Source organism: Legionella sheltonii (assembly GCF_026191355.1).
Lineage (GTDB): Bacteria > Pseudomonadota > Gammaproteobacteria > Legionellales > Legionellaceae > Legionella > Legionella sheltonii.
On the sequence record NZ_JAPHOQ010000010.1, the window covers coordinates 134,303 to 152,696 of the forward strand.

Sequence of the window (18,394 nt, forward strand, 5' to 3'; positions counted from 1 at the left end):
TTTATGAGTCAGTTTTTTGCATTACATCCTGATAATCCGCAAGCTCGTTTGTTGAGAAAGGCGGTAAATATTATTGAGGAAGGTGGTTTAATTGTATATCCCACAGATTCAGGCTACGCATTAGGTTGTAGTTTGGGGAACAAGGCCGCGCTCGAACGCATTAGAAAATTACGTCAATTGGATAAGAATCATAATATGACTCTTGTATGCCGCGATCTATCGCAACTTGGCACGTATGCTCGAGTATCAAATCCAATATTTCGATTATTGAAAGCATTCACACCGGGCTCCTATACTTTTATTCTTAATGCAACACATGAGGTTCCTCGTTTAATGTTGCATCCAAAAAGAAAAACATTGGGATTACGGGTGCCTAATAACATGATTACACTGGCACTGTTGGATTGTCTTGATGCTCCTTTAATGAGCACTACATTAATTCTTCCTGGTGCAAAAGCTCCATTAAGTGAACCTGAGGCGATTCGAGATCTTTTGGGAAATCAAATCGATTTGGTTATTGATGGTGGTAATTGTGGGCATGAACCCACGACAGTAGTTGATTTAACTGGTGATTATCCAGTGATAATAAGGGAGGGTAAAGGTGATCCTGAGCCCTTTAGATAATAATATTTAAAAAAAGAGGATATTGATGTCAGCACTATTTAGTTCCAATAAACGAGTTGTTTCTGGAATGCGAGTCAGCGGAAGATTACATCTTGGGCACTACCATGGTGTAATAAAAAATTGGATTAAATTACAACATCAATATGATTGCTTCTTTTTTGCGGCCGATTGGCATGGCTTAACAACACAATATGATGAACCCGGTTTTATCGAAAACCATTTATGGGATATGATCATTGATTGGCTGGCTTGCGGGGTAAATCCTGGATTATCACGAATATTTATTCAATCATGGGTGCCAGAACATGCAGAGCTGCATTTACTCTTATCCATGATTACACCTTTGGGCTGGCTTGAAAGGGTGCCCAGCTTTAAAGATCAGCAAGAAAAAATAAAAGAAAAGGATTTATCCACTTACGGTTTTTTAGGCTATCCCTTATTACAAAGTGCTGATGTTCTAATTTATCATGCCGATTATGTTCCAGTTGGCGAAGATCAGGTATCTCATATTGAGCTGACCAGAGAAATTGCGCGTAGATTTAATCATATCTATGGTAAGGAGCCTAATTTCGAAGAGCTTGCAGCTGAAGCAATAAAAAAAATGGGAAAAAAGAACAGCAAATATTATAGTGAATTACGTCGACAATTTCAGGAGCATGGGAATCACGAAGCGATTAAAACAGCACAGGCTCTTCTAGAAGACCAGTCTAATTTATCTATTGGCGATAAAGAGCGTTTATTAGGCTATTTAGAGGGAAGTGGTAAAATTATTCTACCAGAACCACATCCATTACTGACTGAAACAGCCAAGATGCCTGGGCTTGATGGACAAAAGATGTCTAAGTCTTATCACAATACAATTATGTTAAGAGAGCCGCCGGCACAAGTCGAAAAAAAGGTATTGACGATGCCAACTGACCCAGCACGGGTCAAACGAACCGACCCTGGCGAGCCAGAGAAATGCCCAGTTTGGCAATTTCATAAAATTTACTCAAATAATGAAGTGAAAGATTGGGTACAAAATGGATGTCGTTCTGCAGGGATTGGTTGTATTGAATGTAAAAGACCTGTTGTGGACGCGATTAATAAAGAGTTACAGCCTATCCAGGAAGCAATTTCAGAATATGAGTCTGATTTGAGCTCCGTGAAAAGAATTGTTTCTGAGGGGAGTGAGGCAGCGCAAGAAGTGGCTAGTAAAAATTTGAGTACGGTCCGAGAAGTCATGGGACTCGATTATTGATGTTTGCGGTATGGGTGTCCTTAAGCGTTATCATAACGCCCCAGGCTTCACTGTTATTAAATAGAAACTGCCGTTCCCGAAGGAGGGAGTTTCTTTATCGGGCGGCACAAGGCTATTTTATGAGTAGATTCCCGTTTGTGGGAATGAAATAAATTTTTAGAATAATGACAGTAGGTCCAGGTTCACCCATTCTATTGTTGATTATGTCGATTTTTTAACGTGTACTGACAAGCTAAATAAGAATGAGTTGTTAGCATGGATATTGAAATATCAAGCAATCCGGAAGTAAAAGCAATAGTTGATGGTAAGGAGCTTACAGAGCTTCCGGATGATTTATTTATTCCTCCAGATGCGCTTGAAGTACTGCTGGATTCATTTAGCGGCCCACTCGATTTGCTTTTATATCTTATTCGCAAACAGAATCTTGATATCTTAGATATTCCTATTATGAGTATTACCAAACAATATTTGCATTACATTCAATTAATGGAATGTAGAAGATTGGAGTTAGCGGCTGATTATTTGTTGATGGCTGCAATGCTTGCAGAAATTAAGTCTCGGCTGTTACTACCAGCGCCACCCACGAGTGATGAAGAGGAAGAGGACCCTCGAATGGCACTAGTAAGAAAACTACAAGCCTATGAACAAATAAAAATTGCAGCAGAGCTGCTTGATGCACTCCCTCGACAAGAGCGTGATCGCTTTATGATTCAAGTAGTACCTTCAGAACTTGAGAGGATAATCGTGCACTCTGAAGTTACACTCGAGGATTTAATTGATGCAATGAAATCATTATTGAAAAGAGAAGAACAAATAAGCCATCACCAGGTCTCTCGTGAGGTGTTATCAGTTCGTGAGCGTATGAGCCATATTTTAATGCAGCTACAGGAACACAAGCTCTTGGAATTTAATCAATTATTTTCTATTAAAGAAGGTCGAATTGGATTAGTTGTCTCTTTGTTGGCTATTTTAGAGTTAGCACGACAATCACTGATTGTGATTACGCAAAATGAACCATTTTCACCAATACATTTACAGGCAGCATAAAATGGATGAAAAGGAATTAAAAAACATAGTGGAAGCATTACTCTTAAGCAGTAATGAACCCGTATCTCTTGATAGAATGTTAGAGGTCTTTGATGAGTGGCAAAGACCGACTAAAGAGTATTTAAGTGTTATTATCAATGACCTAAAGGAGGAGTATGTATCTCGATCTTTTGATCTGGTACAACTCGCAACAGGTTTTATTATTCAAACAAAAAAAGAATACAGTAACTGGATTGCGCGAATGCAAATTGAGAAACCCCCAAAATACTCGCGTGCTTTACTTGAAACTTTAGCCATTATTGCTTATAAGCAACCCGTTACTCGTGCAGATATAGAAGAGTTGCGTGGAGTAGCAGTAAGCAGTCAAATAATGAAAACACTGCTGGAAAGAGAATGGATTCGTATTTCTGGTTATAAAAATGTAGCAGGTAAACCTGCTGTATATACAACGACGAGAGAATTTTTAAATTATTTTAATTTAAAATATTTAAATGAACTTCCAACCTTACCCGAGGTTATGGAAGCATTAACCTTACACAATCCTAACGAAGAGTATATTACCGAATGAGCAGCGAAAGGTTACAAAAAATACTAAGCCAAGCAGGTCTTGGCTCGCGACGAGAAATGGAGCGATGGATAGAGAATGGCTGGGTACAAGTGAATGGAAAACCTGTTAAATTAGGGGACTCAGCAAGTGCTGAAGATAAGATCACAGTAAAAGGAAAATTAATTCCCAATCCACTTAAGGTAAGACAAAATGTACGCATTCTTCTTTACCATAAACCTGTTGGAGAAATTTCTAGCCGCCATGATCCTAAATTTGAAAAAACAGTTTTTGATCATTTACCTCACTTAAGACAAGGTCGTTGGGTGCAAGTAGGACGTTTGGATTTGAACACTTCTGGGTTGCTTATCTTTACAAATAATGGTGAGTTAGCCAATCAGTTAATGCACCCAAAATATGGTTTAGAAAGGGAATACGCAGTGAGAGTGCATGGTCAGGTGAGTCCTGAAGCATTAAATAAGCTTCAAAAGGGAGTTGAACTGGAAGATGGAGTCGCTAAATTTACTCGTTTAGAATTTCGAGGCGGTGAGGGTGCTAACTCTTGGTATCATGTGACTTTAAATGAGGGGCGTAATCGGGAAGTCCGCCGCCTGTGGGAATCGCAAGGTGTCGAAGTTAGCCGATTAATACGCATTCGCTACGGCCTATTAACTATGCCAAGGTACTTGTCACGGGGACAGTGTTATGAGTTATCCCCGAAAGAGGTCACTGAGTTTTTGGCTTCTTTACCAAAGGAATAATTGAAAAAAGCTTGAAGTTTACGGGTGAATGAACTGTAATTCCCTGATTACACTGTGCTAATTCGGGCTATGAAACCACCTAAATCTATTCTCATATTTGTAGGTTGGTCCTTGGCCCAGCCTACATTTGATTTTGTACTAGATCTTAAACTGTATAGCTTTTTTTGTTAAAGGGTTTTAGTGACTCTGCAATTTGTTTATATAATTCAGGAAGCCATCTGGGTTGAGCAAATGTAGAAGTTGATGGCTTACCTTTACGCAAATCATTTGGTGCAATAATTACTTGAATGTTATCTAGACCAACACGACGTGCCAAAATAAAAAGCTGATCTATAGCCAGATCGCCTACAGCCAGACAACCAACGGATAAATTTTTACCATGAATAAAAATATTATTACCTAAATTTCTTCTCCCATCTTGATAACCTTTTTGCTTATCAAAATTATTGGGATAATTAATCATCATCGATAAATGCATACTACTAAAAGGGTTGAAGTTAACCAGTCTATAAACCCCTTCAGGAATTTGTTTGTCATTTTCACGTAACTTAGGTCCTAACCGCCCACTGAAACCAGTTAAAGGATAGTCGTGTATATGTTTCCATTTTTGATTGGTATTTTTGGCCCATAGCTCTACTTTTCGTTCTGATTTAAAAGCGAGTAAGGCGATCTCACTGGGAGGATAACTTACTTTTGCTTTGGAGAAATAAGATTTAAGCCTGGGTTCAACTCGTAAACCATAGCGTTTTATTGCTTTGTCAACTGCTTGATCCCAATTAAGTTTGGGGGCCATTGCATGACAATTGAAACTAAGAATGAATATGGTAAGAGATAATAACCGTTTCATATTAATATTAAAGTGCTGAATTATTGGCATATTATCAAAGATTAACCCAAAGAACAATTTAACCTCCAGACCGAATCAGGACTACGTAACCCTTTGTAATAATTTATTAATACATTAACTCTTATTTTTTTGCTTCAAAAGTAATTGTTTTTTAACAGGTAATGACAATTGTGTTGTAATGAAATCTGGGCTTGTCGCTAAGTGTCCAATTGAAGGTAACAAACCATAATAATTTGGACAGAGGTATGTGACTTTGCTGTCTTGATCAATTTTGTAAAAAACATACTTATTGCCACAATAATCTGGTTTTTCAAACAGAGCTACTTGCATTATGGGAGTGCCTTCCAACTTATTTTCTATAAAAAAAGCATTAATCCAAAGATTACTAATTACAATTAACGCTCCCACCACCATAAGTGAACTAATAAAGGCGTATGTGTATTTCAATGCGGGACCATTAGCACTTAAATGTGAAATGACTTGGAGTAATGCAAGGAGCAAGATAAGGAAATTAAATGAATAAATGCCTGCATTAAAATAGTTAAAATAGGTTCCAAAAATTTGATTCCCTGAAAATTGGAAATGAATTAACAACGCAATTAGGCTAAGCCAAAGAGATGAAATGATATAATAAATGGCGTTTCTTTTAATTCCAATAATAAAGAGTACTAGAGCAATTAATGGAAAAAAAGCTTGGATTAATTTTCCCAGTGTATACATTGAGCCATACTCTCAAAATTAAATGGTATTTAATTTAAAACTATATAGTTATAACAGTAATTTTTACATATGTATAGAGAATGAAGTGTATGAAAGAAGTTTTTGATTGTCGCTTGAGGAGGACAACTAAGATCTTTTTTCAAGTTGATTTATCTGATAGGGGATTTCTACCATAAGTTCTTATTATTAAGCGTAGGAGTTTCTAATTCTTACTTAGCTGGTATTCATGTCATGATAAACTATTTTTCTTTATAAAATATAGGCAGCGCTATAAAGACACCTGGCAGGTATATGAAGAAACGAGAAGCAAACCAGTGATTTTAGATTACATTAAAATCAGGTAATTCATTGGGTATCTACGGTACCTTATTTATACTTGGTTTTATTTGCTAAGGACTTGATGTTCTTCTTTAATAAGGGTTAAGTAGGGCTCTGTTGGATAGATTGTTGTTTTAATCATAGTATCCGGTAATTTGATTTGTTTGACCGCAAAGGAGTGATTCTTTTTAAACAAATATTTTGATGGATTGAGTAATTGGGGAAAATAACCTTGGTTACTCATCTGCTTGTTAGCACGGTTGGATGGATGAATGCTGCCTATCCATAAGGGCTGGTTCGATTCAAGTAAATTATAATTAGACTCCCAAATTCTTAACTCCAGTGTTAACTTAGTCTCTTCGTCGGTATAGGTCATGACGAGCAAGGGCGCTTTATTTTCATATAATTGAGTAAATAATGGGAGTTTAATACTGTTTGGTTGCTTATTCATGCGCATAAGTAAGTTCGTAAAAAATGAGTCTGTTTGTAATTTCCACCCATTCTTATCTAAAGTATTTTGCAATGATTCTAGATTACCTGCGAATTGAACGTTCAATAAACTGATTCTTTTACCAATTCTACTGTATTGATACATTGGAAGAATAGGTTTTTCTTGCTCCCACCATGTTACTTCACTGAGAGTGAATTTTTTATAGTTGGGTGTATGGTTATAAGATAGCGTTTTAAAATTAATGTAGGTCGATGTGACCGAAGCTAAAAGAATGCCTATTAGAAGCAGAGAGAGCATTAACAATGAGTGGCTTGCTTTCTTGAGGGGTATATTAGATTTTCTATAAACCAAGCAGTGGATTAAACAAATTGATGTACCTAAAAAATAGGATGTTAACACGTCGGTGAGCCAATAATCCCCTAAATAGAGAGACCCTAATCCACTAAAACCCAAAATTACAAAGAGAATTGATTTCAGTATATTCGCAAATAGGGTAAAGGTTCTATTAATGTAAAATAAAATAAATCCGTATAATGCAGTTGCAATCAAAAGGTTAGTTGCAGGAAAAGAGAATCCAGGAAGAGTCACTAAGAGTCCCGATGGTCTAGGACTATGAATAAGTGAGTTTAGTAATAGCGCCACCACACTGCTTATAAAAATCAGGCTGCATAAATAAATAATCGCTGTTCTATTCTTATAAAAAATGAACCAGCAACAACAAATAATAAAAACGCTAATTATTGTTATTGTAGAGGTTAATTGGGTGCAAAAGATAAAAAATACTTTTAAGGACAATGTATTAAAACTTTGCAAAAATAGATAGATAGGCAAATTAATATAAGTTAGGTATTGTGTTGTAACAGTTAATCCAAGAATAATTAAAAAAAAGAGCATACAAACTACGGCTATTAGGACAAGAGCAGCTGTAGGATAATGGTTTGTTTCACTTTTTGGTGTAAATGCATTATATACATATACCCATAGCGAGTTGTTTTTAAGCCTGAGCCAAAAATCATGTAAATAAGCCATTAAAAAAGTATTTAACAACCGAATTAGTCGCTTTATAACTAAACTAATCACCCAGAGCCCTGCAAGTAAAACAAGTATTAGGATAAATAAACGTGTCGCGCTTTCTGCTGATAATTCGTGACTTGCTGCTCCGATTGCGACACCAGGCATTACGTATAATAGAGACCAGCCAATTGCAGATAAGACATTAGCTACAAAAAAACGCCATTGCTTCATATGCAATATTCCAGCGATGACAGGAATAATTGATCGCAAAGGACCAACAAAGCGACCAATTAATACACTTTTTCCACCATGTGTTCTAAAGAATTCCTTACCATATTCTATCCATTTTGGATATTTACTAAATGGCCATATTTCAGTTAAGCGATCACTGTAATAATAACCCAAGGTATAACTTAGACTATCTCCAGCAACAGCACCTAAAATAGCTGCCAATAAAGTCAAATCAATACGCATAATCCCAGAACCAGCGAGGATCCCTATAGCGGTCATAGTGACACTCCCTGGGACGATGCTGCCCACTATTGCCAGGGATTCTGTTAAAGAAATTAGAAAGGTTATGAATAAAGACCAACGCGGGTTGTGTTGCAACCATTCTGTAAGCGGTTGTACATAGTCAACGAACAAATTCATATTGTATTCAGGGATAAAATTGTTCTAGAAAATATTGCACGAAATGCTGATTAACTTGAGAGATTTGAACATCAGGAACGAAATGTCTTATTTGAGTCATTTCCATTTTTGCAAATCCACAAGGATTAATTCCTGAAAAAGGGTTTAAATCCATATCAACATTGAGCGCAATTCCATGATAGGTACAGCCATTTTTTACTCTTAATCCTATTGAAGCAATTTTTTGTTCTTTGACATATACTCCTGGTGCACCACAACGAATAGAGCCTTCTATTTGATATTTTGCCAGAACAGAGATTAAAATTTGTTCTAATTTACTCACTAATGATCTGATCCCTAAATTTTTTCTCCTGATATCCATTAGTACATAAGCAACTAGCTGGCCAGGTCCATGATATGTTACCTGTCCTCCTCGATCAGACTGTACTATGGGTATGGACTGAGGATTGAGTATGTGCTCGGGTTTGCCTGCCTGTCCTTGGGTATAGACAGGGAAATGCTCTAGGAGCCAAAGTTCATCGTGTGTTCCTGCTTCACGTTTTTGAGTAAATTCTTTCATTAGCAGCCAAACATCATTGTAATCTTTAATACCTAGCTGTCGTATTTTCATTATAGAACCATTTTTACTTCGGGATGCTGGGTAACGGCTCTATAAAACGCATCAAGCATCTCTTGATTTTCAGCATAAACAGTGACTGTTATTGCCAAATAATTGGAGTCCTTGCTCATCTTATGAGTCAATGCCTCATCTTCAATGTTAGGAAAGTGAGTAATAGTAATGTGTTTAATTTCCTCAAAAAAAACGGGCGAATTATTCCCTATTATTTTTATAGGAAAATAACAAGGAAATTCAATTAAAGTCGTTTTTTTCATCCTCAATCCTATAAATCCTAGGAGCCAAACCAACGTTTGAAGGCTAAACGTATGGAGTCTTTGGTTCGAGTATAAAAACCGCCTGATTCAACATCTTGTAAAGCATAAAGAGGTCGGGTCGAGACGACGTTATTATCAAATTGAACCACTAAGTCACCTATTTTATCACCTTTTTTAATCGGAGCCTCAAGATAAGATGGAACTTTAGTTGAAATGTTTAATCGTTGATATTGGCCAGTAGGAATGGTGATAAATTGATCTTCAGTTAATCCTACAGTAACTTTATCTACTTTTCCTTTATAAAGAGGAAGCTCGGTTATTGATTGTCCTGATTTGTAAAGCTGATGGGTTTCAAAAAATCTAAAACCATAATTTAGTAATTTTTCACTATCATCAGCACGGGAAGAGTCGCTTGGTTCTCCAAGGACTACTGCCAATAAACGCATGTTGTCACGTTTTGCAGAAGAGACGAGACAAAACCCTGCATCATTGGTATGACCAGTCTTAATACCGTCGACTTGATTGTCGCGCCATAACAAGCGATTTCTGTTGGGTTGACGAATACCATTATAGGTAAACCATTTTTGCTTATACCAATCATAGTATTGTGGAAAATCGATAATCAATGCTCTACCAAGAATCGCTAAATCCTTCGCTGTTGTATACAAATTAGGATCAGGCAAACCAGTACTGTCAGTGAAATGGCTGTTTTTCATTCCAAGGTTTTGAGCTTGCTGATTCATAAGATCAGTGAATGAGTTCTCAGTTCCTCCCACGTGTTCTGCCATTGCTACGCAGGCATCATTACCAGAGTCAACAATAATTCCCTTAAGCAAGTCTTCCACTGGGACTTGTTGTCCTTCTTTGATGAACATGCGAGAGCCACCTATTTTCCAGGCATCACGACTTACACGCACACTGTCAGTGAGGTGAATTTGGTCATGATGCAATGCATTGGAAATGACATATAAAGTCATCATTTTTGTTAGGCTTGCAGGAGGTAAACGCTCTTCGCTGTTTTTTTCAGCAATGATTTTACCGCTGTTCACATCAATCAATATGTATGCTTTTGCATTAAGAATTGGAGGAGCAGGGGTTACTAAGGGTTTATCATTCACTGTTGGAGAGGGTCTTTCCAAATCAGCGGTAGGTTTTGTAGGTAATGAACCTTCATCAGCAATTGAATTGGTTGATTGTACAAATAGGGTAATGATAAACAATGTGGTTAATAGAATAGACGTGGTTCTTGTCATGTTGTTTACGAGTCCAATTACAAAAATGAGAATATATTATCACAGCCTTTTGATGGCAACAAAATAACAGATGAAAAATAATGAAATTTTTTTCAAATTAAAATAAGTCTTCGAAATTAAGTGATATTTCGGTATATTAGCCAGAAAATAATAATAAATAATGGAAAAAATGCGAAAGATACTTATTGCTGTGCTCATTCTGTTAACAGGATGTCAAACTACAAATCAGTCTCTTGATTCTGCCTCATCAGGGGTGAAACAGTCTACGCGACAAGCAAGTAAAAAAACGAATAATTCCATATATAATCGCTATAAAAATAAAACAAATCGTTACACCCAATTAAAAGACGGAGCCCCCTCTAAAAAGAAAGCAGTCACTTTCAAAGAGCCCGTGCCAACCAAAGAACCACTTAGCCGATACGGCAATCCGACTGAATATTCTGTTGATGGACGCTCATACCAGGTGATGAGAAGCTCTACGGGTTATAAAACACGAGGGATTGCTTCATGGTATGGAACAAAGTTTCACAAGCAAAGAACGTCAAGCGGCGAGCCTTACGATATGTACGTCATGTCTGCTGCCCATAAGACCTTACCTTTACCTACTTATGTAAAAGTTAAAAATTTAAATAATGGAAAAGAAGCTGTTGTTAAAGTAAATGATCGAGGTCCTTTTCACTCAGATAGGATAATCGATTTGTCATACGCTGCAGCGTTAAAACTTGGGGTATTTCCTAAAGGAACAGCTCCAGTTGAAATTGAAACGTTAATGGGACCTGCAGGACAAGCGCATTATTATCTGCAAGCAGGAGCTTTTTCTACCGAAATCTTGGCAAAGCGTTTAAAAGAAAAATTATCCCACCTGACTCCTTCTCCCGTTTATATTGAACATTTTAAACAGCATTATATTGTTAGAGTAGGGCCATTTGGGTCAAAAATTATGGCGGATAGTTTAAAGCATAAATTGGTTCTTAATGGTATTACAGGATCTTTTTCTGTTTTGATTTAATTAAGATTGAATTATTGATAGCTAATTCGCGGATTAATAGATAAAATTATGGCGTCGAATTTTCAGGACATTAGAATTGCTATGGTAACAAAATTGTAGCATTGATGAAGCGTGTATTAACTCGTTTTTTGTGTTCAATTTCTTATTCTTGCGACATCATCAAGCTAAAATTTTCTTAGGTTGATATTTTTTAATATTGAGGTATTCAATCAATGCATGATGGCACTGTGTTTTATACAATTTTCTTAATCTTCGCAGGCGCTGCATTTCTATCAACATTGGTTCTTTATACCAAACAGTCCCTGTTGGTTGCTTATATTCTTCTTGGTGCTGTGTTTGGCCCTTGGGGCTTAAGTTTGGTATCCGATGTAACTATTGTTAAGCAGATTGGTGATGTTGGAATTGTTTTTCTATTATTTTTACTTGGATTGCATTTGCAGCCACAAAACCTGATACACATGCTTAAGAAAGTAACATGGATTGCTCTAATTAGTTCAATCCTTTTTGCAGTAATGGGTTATTGGGTGGGTAGGCTTTTCGGTTTAACTGTGAATGAATCATGGATTTTAGGTGGATCAATGATGTTTTCAAGTACCATTATTGGCTTGAAATTATTACCAACAACCATCTTGCATCATCAGCATACTGGTGAGGTCATGATCAGTGTATTATTAATGCAAGACGTTATCGCAATTATTGTGCTGATCCTAATTAATGGTGCGAAACAAACAAACGGTTTATCCATCGATGATATCATTCTAGTAGGAATTGATTTACCTGCACTATGGCTGTTTGCATTTGCCATTGAGCGGTATGTTTTGATCCGATTACTGGCTCGTTTCGATAGAACTCAAGAATATGTATTTCTTTTGTCAATTGGATGGTGTCTTGGCTTGTCTGTTCTTGCGCAAGCGATAGGTCTTTCAGAAGATATTGGTGCATTTATTGCAGGTGTGGCTTTGGCAGCAAGTCCTATTTCTCTTTATATTGCAGAGAGTTTAAAACCCTTAAGAGACTTTTTCCTGGTTATGTTTTTCTTTTCAATCGGGGCAACATTTAATTTTGGACTGGCTCATCAAGTCATTATTCCCGCACTTATTTTATCGGGTTTGGTTTTACTATTTAAACCGATATTATTTTATTTACTTCTTGGTAAGTCGGGTGAAAAAAAACAAGTTTCGAAGGAAGTTGGTATCCGATTGGGGCAAGCGAGCGAGTTTTCATTACTTGTCGCCAGTATTGCTCTAAGCACCAACCTTATTTCGGATAAGGCATCAAATTTAATTCAAGCGACTACTATTTTAACTTTTATTGTTTCATCATACTTTGTTGTTTTGAAATACCCAACCCCCATAGCATTCTCTGATAAAATGCGTAAGGATTAAATAATGAAATTACTTGTTATCTTATTGTGCTTACTAAGTGAACGTTTTTTAATTCACAGTCTGTCCTATCAACGATTCTATTGGTTTGCCGACTATTATCAAAAAATAAAAGCATTTGCCGACAAACACAGCATGTTTACTAATCCCTGGATATTGTTATCCTTAATAGTAATACCTGTCGTATTGCTTGTATTAATCATATATTTGTTACTGCACCATATTGTTTTTGGATTGATGGGACTTCTTTTAAGTTTGTTCATTTTCTTTTATTGCCTTGGCCCACAGAATGTCTTTTACCCAGTAACTCAATCAGATACTAAAAGTAATCAAGAGATTTTGGGGGACTATTTTATCTTAGTTAACCGGCAATTATTTTCTCTGATATTTTGGTATATTATTGCCGGGCCTGTAGGTGCTTTGGCTTACCGTCTAATCACATTATGCCGTGATCTTAATTCTGTTAGTGAGCACGCAAATGAAATTACTGATTTGCTTGAATGGATTCCTGCGCGATTAACCGCTTTGCTTTTTTTACTTGTGGGAAATTTTCAACGCGGTTTTTCCTCGTTCACCAAATACTTTTTTGCCAAACCCGATTTGAATAGTAATATGCTACGTGAGTGTGGATTATTAGCAGTTAGAACAAATGAAGCCGAAGAAGTTCCTATGCCTGAAGCCGAAGGTTTAGTGGAACATGCAATTATAGTCATGTTGGTTTTTATTGCGCTATTTACCTTAATTCCTTGGCTTTAGTTTTTTAATTTATAAATTGAGATTGCAGTTGGGCTTATGGCTCAACCTGCATAATTATTTATTCGGATGCTCTCTATATGAATTCTTTTTTGCGTTTAGTTTGTTGCACTATAATATTAGGACTTGGGGGTTGCCAGGGATTAAAACAAAGCGCACTTAAAGCCCAAGAAGAACAACGATGCAATATGAGGTGCATGCAACATTTTGAATTTTGCAGACAAAATTGTGTTGATAACTGCCCAACTTGTTCTTATAAGGCTCAAAGAACGGCAGAGAAAAATTTTGCTAAATACGTGCATGAACGAAAAGTTGAAGGCAAAAAGGTGATGCGCGAGTTGAATTCTTACCGCGATCCACTACAATGCCGCAAAGTGACATGCGATTGCTTATTTGATTTGGCAATGTGTAAGAAAGGTTGCACTGGTGTAATTCCAAAAAAATTACACGCTATACCTTATTGTGTTTAATAGATTTCGGGGAACACTTTCATGGCAAATGAAACTAAATTAGATTTGGATCCTATAGAAACGCGTGAATGGCTGGATGCCCTGCAAGCTGTATTAGTCAATGATGGCCCTGAACGAGGTGCTTTTCTTTTGAAGCAGCTTCTTAATAGAGCAAATTCAGAAGGGGTTAACTTAACGAGTTCAATTAATACCCCCTACAAAAATACCATTAAACCCTATGAAGAAAAGCAAATTCCTCCCGATGAAGGGATTGGCAAACGCATTAGTGCCTTAATTCGCTGGAATGCTGTGGCAATGGTTTTACGTGCTGGAAAGTACGCTCCTGAGCTTGGAGGACATATTGCCTCCTATGCTTCATCATCTACTTTATACGAAACTGGATTTAATTATTTTTTTAAAGGACCCAATGGCGAGCATGGTGGTGATTTAATTTATATTCAGGGACACTCTTCTCCTGGAATTTATGCGCGCGCTTTCCTTGAGGGACGTTTGACAGAAGAGCAATTAAGTAATTTCAGACAAGAAGTAGAAGTTGATGGTTTATCATCATATCCACATCCTTGGTTGATGAGCGAATTTTGGCAGTTTCCTACTGTCTCTATGGGATTGGGGCCATTACAAGCTATTTATCAAGCACGTTTTTTAAAATATTTGGAGAACAGAGGCCTCATTAACACTGAAGACAGAAAAGTGTGGGCTTTCCTCGGTGATGGTGAAATGGATGAGGTAGAGTCAGTAGGCGCTTTAAGCATTGCTGCTCGAGAAAAACTTGATAATCTTATTTTTGTTGTGAATTGCAACTTACAGAGACTTGATGGTCCTGTGCGCGGCAATGGCAAAATTATCCAAGAACTCGAGGGTTTATTCCGTGGAGCGGGTTGGAATGTCATTAAAGTCATTTGGGGTGGCCGTTGGGATCCATTGTTTGAGCGTGATAAGGATGGCTGGTTGCAAAAACGCATGGAAGAATGTGTTGATGGTGATTACCAAGCCTACAAGGCAAATGATGGGGCCTATGTAAGACAACATTTCTTTAATGAATATCCTGAATTAAAGAAAATGGTTGAAAATTACACGGATGAAGAAATTTGGAGATTAAATCGCGGTGGACATGATTCGCAAAAAGTTTATGCGGCCTATGCCAAAGCTGTGGAGCATAAAGGTTCGCCAACTGTTATTTTAGCAAAGACAATTAAAGGCTATGGAATGGGAGCTGCGGGTGAAGGACAAAATATCACCCACCAGCAAAAAAAGATGACTGTTGATCAATTAAAAGCGTTTAGAGATCGATTCAGTATTCCTATCAGTGATGAGCAAATTGCTGACATTCCTTTTTATAAACCTGCGGATGATAGCCCAGAGATTAAATACATCAAAAAACAACGTGAAGCTTTAGGTGGGTATTTGCCATCACGTTCTACAGAAGTAGAACCACTTAAAACTCCTCCCTTAGAAGATTTTTCATCCGTTACAAAAGGATTAGGGGATAGAGAAATCTCAACAACAATGGCTTTTGTACGAATACTTTCTGTATTACTAAAAAATAAAGAGATAAGTTCGCGTATTGTTCCAATTGTTCCTGATGAGTGCAGAACGTTTGGTATGGAAGGGTTGTTTCGACAAATTGGTATTTATTCTCCAGTTGGACAACTTTATACCCCAGTAGATCACGAACAGGTAATGTTTTATCGTGAGGCTAAAGATGGACAAATCCTAGAAGAAGGAATTAATGAGGCAGGTGCTTTTTGTTCCTGGATTGCTGCGGCAACTTCATACAGTTCCAATAAATTGGCCATGATTCCATTTTATATCTATTATTCTATGTTTGGATTTCAGCGCATTGGCGATTTAGCATGGGCTGCAGGTGATATGCAAGCCAGAGGATTTCTGCTCGGTGGAACCGCTGGAAGAACAACCCTTGCGGGAGAGGGATTGCAACATCAAGACGGGCATAGTCATTTATTTGCATCAACAATTCCTAATTGTGTTTCTTATGATCCTACCTTTGCTTATGAGCTTGCTGTGATCATTCAAAACGGGTTACACCGTATGTATGAAAAGCAAGAAAATGTTTTTTATTACATTACAGTAATGAATGAAAACTATATGCATCCGGACATGCCCGAAGGAGTTGAAGAGGGTATTATCAAAGGAATGTATTTACTTCAGGATAATAAGAAAAAATCCAAACAGCATGTGCAACTCATGGGAAGTGGGACTATATTGCGTGAAGTAATTGAAGCTGCAAAGATGCTAAAAGAAGATTATTCTGTGACCTCAGATATTTGGAGCGTGACAAGCTTTAATGAGTTAAGAAGAGATGGATTAGCTGCGGAACGATACAATGCAATGCATCCTGAGGCAAAGGCATTAAAAAGTTATGTTACAACACAATTAGAAGGTAGAACCGGGCCAGTGATTGTTGCAACGGATTATATGAGACTTTATGCGGATCAAATTAGACCTTTTGTTCCAAATTATTTTGTAACATTAGGCACAGATGGTTATGGAAGAAGTGATACACGTCAACGTTTACGTCATTTCTTTGAGGTGGATGCTAAATTTATAGTTTTGGCAGCATTAAACGCTTTAGTTGCTGAAGGAAGCATTGATAAATCCAAAGTAGTTGATGCAATGAAGCGCTATAACATTAATCCTGATAAATTGAATCCGGTTAATCATTAGAATTGAAATAGATAGAGGCCTTGATAATTCAAGCCCTGAGATTAAGGAAGCGGATAACTATTTTAGGTCTGCTTCCTGAAGATCGTTGCTTGAATTAATCGGCAACCTTTGAGGAAAGACATGTCAAACGAAATAGAAGTTAAGATTCCTGATATTGGTGGGGCTACTCAAGTTGATGTGATTGAAATAATGGTTCAGGTTGGTGAGCAGATCGAAGTTGATACACCACTTATTACTTTGGAATCAGATAAAGCCAGCATGGAGATTCCTTCTCCGGTTGCCGGAAAAATCACTAAACTGAAAATGAAAGTGGGGGATAAGGTCTCTGAAGGAGACGTGATTCTTTTAGCAACAGTTGAAAGTAAATCACAAACTGAAAAGGAAAGTGCACCACGAGCCCCGCAAAATGAAACGCCAAATAAAGAGGTGGATAAACCTCAAATTGTGCAGGAAAAAAAATCAGAAAGTGTAAAAGAAATCAAGATACCCGATATTGGTGGCGCAACCCAAGTTGACGTGATTGAGATTATGGTGCACGTTGGGGATCAGATTGAAGTTGATACACCACTTATTACCTTAGAGTCAGATAAAGCCAGCATGGATATCCCTTCTCCAGTGGCTGGGAAAATCACGAAACTCAGTGTAAAAGTTGGTGATAAAGTATCTGAAGGAGATGTGATTCTTTTAGCTACTGTAGAAAATGGTTCTGAAGTAGAAAAACCTGAACCAACCCCTAGCGAATCAGTGCAAGTAAGTGCTTCTGAATCATTGAAATCAGCCGCAGAGGATCATAAACAAGAAGATGTTTCAACAAAACCTATTTCTGCCAGCACCGTAGAGTCAACAAGAATACTCGCTGCCGGCCCTGCTGTAAGACGTATGGCTCGAGAGCTTGGGGTAAACTTATCTGAAGTTGCAGGAACAGGTCGTAAAGAGCGTATTACGAAAGAAGACGTCCAGGCTTTTGTAAAAGCACGTCTCAGTGAGCAACCCAGTTCGAGTTCTTTAGGCATGCCCTCGAATCCAGTAATTGATTTTAGTCAGTTTGGTGAAATTGAAACGAAACCACTAAATAAAATTAAAAGGCTTACTGGGGTTAATGTGCATCGCTCGTGGATTACAATACCTCATGTAACACAATTTGATTCAGCTGACATTACCGATGTAGAAGCATTTAGAAAATCTGAAGCAGAGAATGCAAAAGAAAAGGGTTATAAACTTACATTACTTGCATTTGTCTGTGCCGTAGTAAGCAAAGCTTTAAAAGCGTTCCCTCAATTTAACGCATCTTTAGATGCTACCGGTGCTAATCTTGTTTATAAAAAATATTGCAATATAGGAATTGCTGTCGAGACGCCAAATGGTTTGGTGGTGCCGGTAATTAAAAATGTGGATAAGTTAAGCGTTGCTGATATTGCAACTGAAATGACGCGTTTAAGCTCTAAGGCTCGAGATAAAGGATTGATGCCAGCAGATATGGCTGGCGGCTGCTTTACTATTTCCAGCCTAGGCGGTATTGGTGGTACATCTTTTACACCAATAGTGAATAGCCCCGAAGTAGCGATCCTTGGGTTGTCTCGTTCTGAAATAAAACCTGTCTACGAAAATGGCACATTTCAACCAAGGTTAATGTTGCCTTTATCTTTATCGTACGATCATCGAGTGATTGATGGTGCTGAAGCAGCGCGTTTTACTCGTTTTATTTGTGATTGCTTAAGTGATATAAGACGAATTTTACTGTAGTTTTTTATA

The 18,394-nt window shown here is 37.4% G+C and carries 16 protein-coding genes; 10 read left to right on the forward strand and 6 right to left on the reverse strand.

Annotated elements, in window-relative coordinates:
• The first annotated feature begins 3 nt into the window (after nt 1–3).
• The 5 genes from OQJ26_RS12685 (at nt 4) to rluB (ending at nt 4,216) form a co-directional block, all read left to right on the forward strand.
• Nucleotides 4–624 carry an L-threonylcarbamoyladenylate synthase gene (locus OQJ26_RS12685; RefSeq protein ID WP_265704133.1) on the forward strand — a complete coding sequence of 207 codons (621 nt, stop codon included), beginning with the start codon at nt 4–6 and terminating at the stop codon, nt 622–624.
• A gap of 25 nt (nt 625–649) precedes the next feature.
• Nucleotides 650–1,864, forward strand: coding sequence for a tryptophan--tRNA ligase (locus OQJ26_RS12690; protein WP_265704134.1), 1,215 nt, complete (start codon nt 650–652; stop codon nt 1,862–1,864).
• A gap of 255 nt (nt 1,865–2,119) precedes the next feature.
• Entirely contained in the window at nt 2,120–2,911 is a 792-nt protein-coding gene (locus OQJ26_RS12695) for a segregation and condensation protein A (RefSeq protein WP_265704135.1), read from the forward strand.
• Between the two features lies 1 nt (nt 2,912).
• Complete coding sequence (gene scpB / locus OQJ26_RS12700; protein ID WP_265704136.1) at nt 2,913–3,479, forward strand: SMC-Scp complex subunit ScpB; 567 nt, start codon at nt 2,913–2,915, stop codon at nt 3,477–3,479.
• Entirely contained in the window at nt 3,476–4,216 is a 741-nt protein-coding gene (rluB, locus tag OQJ26_RS12705; RefSeq protein ID WP_265704137.1) for a 23S rRNA pseudouridine(2605) synthase RluB, read from the forward strand. Before scpB ends, rluB begins: the two co-directional genes overlap by 4 nt.
• 145 nt (nt 4,217–4,361) lie before the next feature.
• Here the strand turns inward: rluB and OQJ26_RS12710 are convergent, their stop codons facing one another.
• The 6 genes from OQJ26_RS12710 to OQJ26_RS12735 all read right to left on the reverse strand — a co-directional run bounded on the left by OQJ26_RS12710 (nt 4,362) and on the right by OQJ26_RS12735 (nt 10,343).
• Nucleotides 4,362–5,009: a L,D-transpeptidase family protein gene (locus tag OQJ26_RS12710; protein WP_416209962.1), complete on the reverse strand. Its 648-nt coding sequence runs from the start codon at nt 5,007–5,009 to the stop codon at nt 4,362–4,364.
• A gap of 168 nt (nt 5,010–5,177) precedes the next feature.
• Nucleotides 5,178–5,783, reverse strand: a complete 606-nt coding sequence (locus tag OQJ26_RS12715) for a type I secretion system protein LssZ (RefSeq protein WP_265704138.1) — start codon at nt 5,781–5,783, stop codon at nt 5,178–5,180.
• 382 nt (nt 5,784–6,165) lie between these two features.
• Nucleotides 6,166–8,217 carry a bifunctional DedA family/phosphatase PAP2 family protein gene (locus OQJ26_RS12720; protein ID WP_265704139.1) on the reverse strand — a complete coding sequence of 684 codons (2,052 nt, stop codon included), beginning with the start codon at nt 8,215–8,217 and terminating at the stop codon, nt 6,166–6,168.
• A gap of 7 nt (nt 8,218–8,224) precedes the next feature.
• The gene (gene lipB, locus OQJ26_RS12725; RefSeq protein WP_265704140.1) at nt 8,225–8,827 is read right to left on the reverse strand and encodes a lipoyl(octanoyl) transferase LipB; all 603 of its coding nucleotides are present in this window, start codon (nt 8,825–8,827) and stop codon (nt 8,225–8,227) included.
• Complete coding sequence (locus OQJ26_RS12730) at nt 8,827–9,090, reverse strand: HP0495 family protein (protein WP_028380440.1); 264 nt, start codon at nt 9,088–9,090, stop codon at nt 8,827–8,829. The genes lipB and OQJ26_RS12730 overlap by 1 nt, the downstream gene beginning before the upstream one ends.
• A gap of 17 nt (nt 9,091–9,107) precedes the next feature.
• Nucleotides 9,108–10,343: a D-alanyl-D-alanine carboxypeptidase family protein gene (locus OQJ26_RS12735; RefSeq protein WP_265704141.1), complete on the reverse strand. Its 1,236-nt coding sequence runs from the start codon at nt 10,341–10,343 to the stop codon at nt 9,108–9,110.
• A gap of 169 nt (nt 10,344–10,512) precedes the next feature.
• Between OQJ26_RS12735 and OQJ26_RS12740 the strand changes: the two genes are divergently transcribed.
• The 5 genes from OQJ26_RS12740 to aceF all read left to right on the forward strand — a co-directional run bounded on the left by OQJ26_RS12740 (nt 10,513) and on the right by aceF (nt 18,385).
• Complete coding sequence (locus OQJ26_RS12740; protein ID WP_265704142.1) at nt 10,513–11,352, forward strand: septal ring lytic transglycosylase RlpA family protein; 840 nt, start codon at nt 10,513–10,515, stop codon at nt 11,350–11,352.
• 212 nt (nt 11,353–11,564) lie between these two features.
• Nucleotides 11,565–12,737 (forward strand): cation:proton antiporter, encoded by a 1,173-nt coding sequence (locus OQJ26_RS12745; RefSeq protein ID WP_265704143.1) that lies wholly within the window; start codon nt 11,565–11,567, stop codon nt 12,735–12,737.
• A 3-nt stretch (nt 12,738–12,740) separates the two neighbouring features.
• Nucleotides 12,741–13,490: a regulatory signaling modulator protein AmpE gene (locus OQJ26_RS12750; protein WP_265704144.1), complete on the forward strand. Its 750-nt coding sequence runs from the start codon at nt 12,741–12,743 to the stop codon at nt 13,488–13,490.
• Between the two features lie 488 nt (nt 13,491–13,978).
• Nucleotides 13,979–16,642, forward strand: a complete 2,664-nt coding sequence (aceE, locus tag OQJ26_RS12755) for a pyruvate dehydrogenase (acetyl-transferring), homodimeric type (protein ID WP_265704145.1) — start codon at nt 13,979–13,981, stop codon at nt 16,640–16,642.
• 120 nt (nt 16,643–16,762) lie between these two features.
• The gene (aceF, locus tag OQJ26_RS12760; protein ID WP_265704146.1) at nt 16,763–18,385 is read left to right on the forward strand and encodes a dihydrolipoyllysine-residue acetyltransferase; all 1,623 of its coding nucleotides are present in this window, start codon (nt 16,763–16,765) and stop codon (nt 18,383–18,385) included.
• Nucleotides 18,386–18,394 lie beyond the last annotated feature (9 nt).

Coding starts and splice junctions, on each gene's coding strand:
- OQJ26_RS12685 (WP_265704133.1), top strand. CDS start 4: ATGAGTCAGTTTTTTGCATTACATCCTGATAATCCGCAAGCTCGTTTG.
- OQJ26_RS12690 (WP_265704134.1), top strand. CDS start 650: ATGTCAGCACTATTTAGTTCCAATAAACGAGTTGTTTCTGGAATGCGA.
- OQJ26_RS12695 (WP_265704135.1), top strand. CDS start 2,120: ATGGATATTGAAATATCAAGCAATCCGGAAGTAAAAGCAATAGTTGAT.
- scpB (WP_265704136.1), top strand. CDS start 2,913: ATGGATGAAAAGGAATTAAAAAACATAGTGGAAGCATTACTCTTAAGC.
- rluB (WP_265704137.1), top strand. CDS start 3,476: ATGAGCAGCGAAAGGTTACAAAAAATACTAAGCCAAGCAGGTCTTGGC.
- OQJ26_RS12710 (WP_416209962.1), bottom strand. CDS start 5,009: ATGGCCCCCAAACTTAATTGGGATCAAGCAGTTGACAAAGCAATAAAA.
- OQJ26_RS12715 (WP_265704138.1), bottom strand. CDS start 5,783: ATGTATACACTGGGAAAATTAATCCAAGCTTTTTTTCCATTAATTGCT.
- OQJ26_RS12720 (WP_265704139.1), bottom strand. CDS start 8,217: ATGAATTTGTTCGTTGACTATGTACAACCGCTTACAGAATGGTTGCAA.
- lipB (WP_265704140.1), bottom strand. CDS start 8,827: ATGAAAATACGACAGCTAGGTATTAAAGATTACAATGATGTTTGGCTG.
- OQJ26_RS12730 (WP_028380440.1), bottom strand. CDS start 9,090: ATGAAAAAAACGACTTTAATTGAATTTCCTTGTTATTTTCCTATAAAA.
- OQJ26_RS12735 (WP_265704141.1), bottom strand. CDS start 10,343: ATGACAAGAACCACGTCTATTCTATTAACCACATTGTTTATCATTACC.
- OQJ26_RS12740 (WP_265704142.1), top strand. CDS start 10,513: ATGCGAAAGATACTTATTGCTGTGCTCATTCTGTTAACAGGATGTCAA.
- OQJ26_RS12745 (WP_265704143.1), top strand. CDS start 11,565: ATGCATGATGGCACTGTGTTTTATACAATTTTCTTAATCTTCGCAGGC.
- OQJ26_RS12750 (WP_265704144.1), top strand. CDS start 12,741: ATGAAATTACTTGTTATCTTATTGTGCTTACTAAGTGAACGTTTTTTA.
- aceE (WP_265704145.1), top strand. CDS start 13,979: ATGGCAAATGAAACTAAATTAGATTTGGATCCTATAGAAACGCGTGAA.
- aceF (WP_265704146.1), top strand. CDS start 16,763: ATGTCAAACGAAATAGAAGTTAAGATTCCTGATATTGGTGGGGCTACT.